At 48.7% G+C, this 4,100-nt stretch carries 4 protein-coding genes and 1 pseudogene; 3 read left to right on the top strand and 2 right to left on the bottom strand.

All coding sequences use genetic code 11. The features are described 5' to 3' along the window. Window positions 1-430 (top strand): annotated as a pseudogene (locus tag C8R21_RS15320) (DDE-type integrase/transposase/recombinase); the annotation flags it as partial. A gap of 156 nt (window positions 431-586) precedes the next feature. Here the strand turns inward: C8R21_RS15320 and C8R21_RS16770 are convergent. Further along, the gene (locus C8R21_RS16770; RefSeq protein WP_107763466.1) at window positions 587-775 is read right to left on the bottom strand and encodes a PEP-CTERM sorting domain-containing protein; all 189 of its coding nucleotides are present in this window, start codon (window positions 773-775) and stop codon (window positions 587-589) included. A gap of 646 nt (window positions 776-1,421) precedes the next feature. Next, on the bottom strand, window positions 1,422-1,799 hold the full coding sequence (locus C8R21_RS15310; protein WP_107763465.1) for a hypothetical protein: 378 nt from the start codon (window positions 1,797-1,799) through the stop codon (window positions 1,422-1,424). 984 nt (window positions 1,800-2,783) lie between these two features. On the opposite strand from C8R21_RS15310, the gene C8R21_RS15300 reads away from it, so the two are divergent. After that, window positions 2,784-2,984 (top strand): hypothetical protein, encoded by a 201-nt coding sequence (locus C8R21_RS15300; protein ID WP_074976070.1) that lies wholly within the window; start codon window positions 2,784-2,786, stop codon window positions 2,982-2,984. A 500-nt stretch (window positions 2,985-3,484) separates the two neighbouring features. After that, the coding region (locus C8R21_RS15295; protein ID WP_181258979.1) for a Type 1 glutamine amidotransferase-like domain-containing protein at window positions 3,485-4,100 on the top strand (616 nt) is incomplete at its 3' end.

The raw sequence follows: 4,100 nt of genomic DNA, 5'->3' as shown, positions 1-4,100 counted from the left end.
AGAAAAGGCCATATGATTGATTTCTATCTCTCCGCTACTCGCAATACCCAGGGCGCCAAACAGTTCTTGGGCAAAGCCCTGAAATCCATGAAACCCCTGAGCGCACCCCGATACTATCAATACCGACAAGGCGCCCGCTTACAAGTCCGCCCTTACCGAATTAAAAGCGGAAGGAAAGTGTCTGCCGGATATCGTGCACCGGCAGGTCAAATACTTGAACAATATTATCGAAGCTGAGCATGGCAAGCTCAAACGCTTGATAAACCCGGTGCGGGGCTTTAAATCGATGAAAACAGCCTACGCCACCATCAAAGGTTTCGAGCTTATGCAGATGTTCAAGAAAGGACAGCTGGACATTTGGAAATTGGGCCAAGGCCTCACAGGAGAAATCTGGCTCATTGAAAGGCAATTCGGTATCTACAGGACATAATCAATCGGATTACACGCATAGTTTTCTGGTTTGTCCTTTTTTTGCAACAGAGCCGACAATTATGCGGGGGAGAGGCGCTGCCAATAGCAGAGCTAAGCTTTTCTCTAGTGGGCATTATTAGGCATAAAAAACCCGCTTAATGCGGGTTATGCCTCTTTACCCTATTTTGTTTTTGTTTTGTTTTCGTCTAACCACAAAGCTCATCAACCCAAAACCAGCAAGAAACATTGTGTAAGTTTCTGGTTCTGGTATCGGGGGAGGTGGGGGAGGTCTATCGGTATCGGGACGTATGGCGGGAATAGGTAGCACCGGACTAACCCCAGCGGCTAGGGCAAACTCATTCATGCGTAGTCCAAAGGGGTTACCAGAACTACTAGTGTGAAAATATGTATTTGTCTGCCCACCCAGCAGTAAATATCCATTTTTTTATGGGGATTTTAGAAAAGGTGGAATTTTTTATTTTGAGCCTCGTCAAATAACATACGGACAAAGCGGTTCTGTCTGTTGGTGTGTGTTCGACAAAGATGTTGCTGGCCGTACTGATAGCGGTATTTAGCTGGTCATCAAGTTGATCATATTCTTTTTAGCATCTCAATTCTGAAAGGGGAGTTATCATGGAAATGGCGATTCTCGTAGTAGGTATAGGTGCCGTTGCTCTTTGGTTTTTCATGTCCAAGGATGGGCGGAAAGAATAATACTGATCTGACTACGACACTTAGAACTCAGGGTTAACCACTCATTCAAATCAATCAGCCGATGCTCAAGCCCAAAAAGCAAGAGCATCGGCTTCTTTGCTGACGCTCACAGCAGAAGGGCGAAAGTACTGTCTAAGTGACTTTCCTCAGCTTTGATCGGCAGTTAGGAGCAAGCGGTCGAAGCAAATCCTGTTGCCTTGAAATCCTGACCCACTGATTGACTTGTTCAAGTGTATTGCACGCAGCAAAGACAAATACTAGAGGTAGTCCTGTCTCCTCCCTAAAGGGTTGCCGCATTATTCGTTCATCAGTTTTTCCGGCAGAGTCTCTATGAGCTTATGGGGTATACCGGTCCACTTCCGCAGTTCACAGTCTCCCAGACGTTCGCATTCAGCAAGCAGGTCGATATCCGTGTGGCCAGTTAGATCAATGAAGGCAGTCGCCATTTCTTTCCTATAATCATAACCACCGCCCTCAGCCTTTCTGAACGCTACCCCGCCCGAAGTTAAAGCTTCTTCATTCTCCAGGAGTCCCACACGCGCCGCGGTTCTGGGTGGCATATATCCGTCGGCGGTGTAGAAAAAGACGGTGTGATACGAGATTGCCGCAAACCCTCCTATGACAATTCCGGTAACCGATATGGCAGCAGCAGTAAGGGCAGTTGTCCGATTCACTGGTGAGTTCCTTGGCGTAAAGTGGCAGCAGGTAGCGAAACCATGACCTTCAAGGTTTACTGCAGGTCATTGAGTGTCTGCTTTACAAGCAAAAAACCCATTCCTGGGAAAGTGAACAGGCGTGTACTGCGTCATCCGGGCTACCGTGTCTTCATCACTTCGCTCCTTCAACAGTGCTCGGTCTTGGCCGGGAAGTTGCAGAAGGCATCTTCTGCAGCTGCAGTACCCTCTCCCGATGTAATGCGGCTTCGCTGGTATGAGCCTTTGCGGCTTTATCATATTTGCGTCCAAGTGCATGGACGGAGCTTGCAGACGTGGTTTGCCTGCCGTAGAGGCAGCTTTTAGCCTTGTACTGCTCAAGCAGCCATTTTTGTTCCTGCGCCTTGCATTTCCATGGTTCATCCTCGTGGAACCTTGCCCTCGTTTCATGATCATTCAGAGTAATAGAAGAACTATGGAACCCCGAATTAGCATCCGCATATTCCACAGCTTCTAGGATGAAAACCACACGGTCACCAGTGCTCCCAATATGCTTAAGACATATCAAATGCAATAAATCTTCCTTTTTTCATCATCATTTTTCCTTTAGTGAAGCGTCACGTTCAATAGTACAATATGTGAATATTTTGTTAAGTATTTGTTATTTAGCAGGATGACCTCTCTTGCTAAATCGAATTCCCGCTTCAAAGTGGTAATTCTTTCTCGATGGTCGCTTCTGAAGCTTAAGGTCCCCGATCAGGCTTTCACAGGTACTGAAAAGGGGCGAAGAGGTGTCTTTGTGCCAACACCTGAGATGTCGACCAAAACAGGAGCGGCTGCGGGTTTTCGCTTCTAGAGTGGAGGAGTCCCGACACCAGGAACCCTTTCGGCCTCTCCTGGTATCACGATTGGACAGAACCAATAACACAAATAATGCAAGCTCCTGGGGGGTTATTTTGCTAAAAACCTCCCATCATCGCCTCGTCTGACCAAATGGAGGATGACATGAACGACGAATACAAAGGGTACCGGATTACTGCCTGGCCGGAGCGTGACGACACAACCGGCCTCTGGAATGGCCGCTTCCGCATTCTCGCTAGCGATGGCAAAGTTGCATACGAGAGTTTTGCTGAGCCGGTGGATGATGAAAACAAGGCGTATGAGGCCGCAAGCGCAAAGGCCCGCGCCTGGGTCGATGAACAATAGTTGTTCTGCACATTGATCTAATTATGCCAGCCAGAAGAGAGTAGGCAATCTGACCAAATAAGGTGATTTCGTGATTTTCTACTGATCTTTGCTCGCTCATCACCTGGCACATTTCCATCATCAGCAAAGATTCCCCTTTTCCGACATCCCGTCCCAGCAAGAGTGAGCTTGAACAGCCCCGGTAATCGGTGCGCAAGACGAAAGACCCCTCACTGGTATTACGGATCTGGAGAAAGCCCGAATCGGCGCTGCACAGCAGCGCTGCTAGTACCTTGTCGCTGTCCGGATAGATGCTGAGGCCCCAAGACGTAGCATCGAGGACGTGGGATTCAAAGAAGTAGTTTTGCAGCCCTTCGATACGAGAGAACAAGACTGGAGCGGGAATTCACTGCCATTTCAAATCGAAAATTCCATAACAGAGGGGGAGACAAAAAATGGAATTGCTTGTGTGGTTTTTTCTCGCTCAGCAGCAAACAAATTCCAGAATTATATGCAGATTGATGGCAACCCCGATCATGGTTGCTGTGTTTTCCACAGGGATAGGCCTGGTAGAGGCAGCCAATAAATCGCGATTAGGAATCTCTCAAAATGGCGAGATGGTTGATTATCTCCCTTGCGGCACAATTCCGTTAAGCACACGAACTGCTGTATTAATGGGTGGAGGAGATGACGTCAAGGAGGCCTTTAGCTGGATGATTGGCAAGATGACCCAATGTGGCGATGGCAGTATAGGGAGGCCGGGAAATTTTGTCGTGATTGATAATGGCAGCGACCCGCCTGACGATACTTACATCAGCATAGTCGGACCCGTCGCCTTGGTAGTAACTCTGGTGGTTCCTGACATCGAAACGGCTAACGACCCGGCGCTCGAGCCTTACATTCGAAATGCCGGCGCAATCTGGCTAACAGGGGGCGATCAAGGGCGCTACTACAATTTCTGGAAGGGCTCGTTGCTGGAACAGTTGATATCGGAGCAGGTCCGGAATTTCAAGATTCCCATTGGCGGAACAAGCGCGGGAATCATGGTACTCAGCGAGTTCGCTTATGTCGCCGACCCGTGCGCGATCACTTCGTCAAAAGCCTTGACCGACCCCTGCTCGCAGTGCGTCGCACTGA

The organism is Nitrosospira multiformis (assembly GCF_003050865.1).
Lineage (GTDB): Bacteria > Pseudomonadota > Gammaproteobacteria > Burkholderiales > Nitrosomonadaceae > Nitrosospira > Nitrosospira multiformis_E.
Note: the sequence above shows the minus strand (reverse complement) of the source record. Positions and strands in the feature narration are given on the sequence as shown.